The organism is Mariniluteicoccus endophyticus (assembly GCF_054780035.1).
Genome location: NZ_BAAGXC010000034.1, coordinates 1 through 2,159 on the forward strand (window position 1 = coordinate 1; position 2,159 = coordinate 2,159).

2 protein-coding genes are annotated in these 2,159 nt (G+C 62.3%); both read right to left on the reverse strand.

The annotated features are described in order from the left end of the window. Positions 1 to 55: 55 nt before the first annotated feature. Positions 56 to 835: an AAA family ATPase gene (locus ACYVGD_RS15125; protein WP_460744614.1), complete on the reverse strand. Its 780-nt coding sequence runs from the start codon at positions 833 to 835 to the stop codon at positions 56 to 58. 62 nt (positions 836 to 897) lie between these two features. Beyond that, on the reverse strand, positions 898 to 2,159 hold a 1,262-nt coding region (locus tag ACYVGD_RS15130), incomplete at its 5' end, for an HsdM family class I SAM-dependent methyltransferase (protein ID WP_460744615.1).

The window sequence follows — 2,159 nt, forward strand, 5'->3', positions numbered from 1 at the left end:
CCGCCACCGCGGGCAACAGGACGACTCGCATAACGACCGGACCTACGAAACGGGGTCAGCCCAGTCGCTCAACCCAAGCCTGAGCCTTTGGGTTGCCCTCCAGCGCCGCAATGGTGACCCGGGTCGGTGTCGCTGAGAGGAGGCTCGCCAAGGCCTCCAGTCGGTCGACAACCCCTACAGGTGGCGCGGCGACATCGGCAACGGGAACGGGCGCGCCCTCGCCCAGCCGCTTCAAGGCCTCAGCATGTGCGTTGCTATCCGGGAACTCGCCCTTGTAATCACGGAGGTCGTCCCGAACCTTGGTGACCGAGAAACGGCTCTTTGTGAAGTAGTTGTAGTCGAACTCCTTGAGCTCGGAGACGATCCGATCCTGAACTTCGCGGGCGAGCTTGTCGACTTCGCCGTCCGCCGTATTCCGCTGCTTCGCCGCTTCACCAGCCTCGCCACGCAGTGTCTTGATCTCGTCAGCGAGCCGAGCCTCTTCCTCCTTGGCATCAATCGCCTCACGCCCCAGCGTCACGATGGCCGCGGCGCTGGCGCCATCCAGGAACGCCGACAGGTTGGCGTCCACCCACTTGCGCGTGAACACAGCCATTGATGGCGATGGGCTCGTCCCGCCCGCGGGGACGGTGGTCCACTGCTTGTCGTCGCCTTCCCAAACCACAGCGGCCGATGACGTCCCCTCTGCTAGCCCGAGCAGGAGTTCCGACAAGGTCGATTTGCCGCTGCCGTTGTGTCCGTAGATCACCGTCCGGCAGCCGAGAGGACAGTCATCTGGCCAGAAGCCTTGGTCAAGCGACCGCCAGGGAGCCTTGAGATCGAGTCGGCGAAGCACAACTACACCATAGTTGTCACCACCGACATCGACATCTGACTGCGTGAGGCGGGGCAATTCAACTACTCGGTCGATGCGGCTTCCAGCGCAGCAGCAACAGCTTCGAACTCGGCGAGGGCGGCGGTGAGGTCTTCAACGATTTCGCGAGCGATGACGTCGGGCGCGGGCAGCGAGTCAAGGTCGTGGAGGGAGTCATCGCGTAGCCAAGTGATGTCGAGGTTGACCTTGTCGCGGGCGATCAGCTCGTCGTACTCGAATGACTTCCAGCGTTCTGATTCCACGCGCGCGTCGCGAGATGCACCCGCCAAGTACGACTCGACGAACTCGTTGAGATGGGCTCTGCGCAGGGGGTTCTGCTTGAGAGTGAAATGCTGGTTCGTGCGCAAGTCGTATACCCAGAGCTTCCGAGTCCAGGGAGTCTCACTCGCGGGCTTCTTGTCGAAGAACAGCACGTTCGCCTTGACCCCTTGGGCGTAGAAGATGCCAGTCGGGAGACGGAGGATTGTGTGTAGGTCGAAGTCATTGAGGAGCTTGCGTCGCAGCACTTCGCCCGCCCCGCCTTCGAACAGCACGTTGTCGGGAAGTACAACGGCGGCGCGGCCGTTGATGTCGAGGATTGTCATGATGTGCTGCAGGAAGTTGAGCTGCTTGTTCGAGGTAGTGGTGACGAAGTCAGCTCGCTCGATCTCGGTGTCTTCCTTCGACTCGTGGCCATCGGCGCCGACCATGGTCATCGACGACTTACGTCCGAACGGCGGGTTGGAGAGCACCACGCTGTAGCGCTCTCCAGGGTCGGCGATGAGCGCGTCACGTACGTCGATCAGCGAGTCGCCGCCGGGCGTGCCGATGCCGTGCAGCAGGAGGTTCATCGCGGCGAGCCGTGCGGTACCGTCCACGAGTTCTGTACCGTGAGCGAAGTCGTCGCGCAGGCGGTCGCGTTGGATCGGCGTCAGTCGCTCGGCGTGGCTCGATGCATAGTTATGAGCGACGAGGAGGAACCCTCCAGTGCCGCACGCGGGGTCAATCACCGAGTCGTCGGCTGATGGCTGGATCACGTCGACGATTGCCTGGATCAGATCTCGCGGGGTGAAGTATTGGCCGGCGCCTGAGCCCTTGTCAGAGGCTCCCTTCGCGATAAGTTGCTCGTAGGCGTCACCCTTGAGATCAGTTCCGGAAGCCGACCACTGCTCCTTGTTGATCAGGTCAACGATGAGGCGCTTGAGTTTCGCTGGGTCTGGGCCGCCCCCGTCATTCGGTCGGACGGTGTGTGAGTCGTCGGTTTCGATTTGATGGGTGCATTGCCGAGCGTACTCGGCTGGGCGTA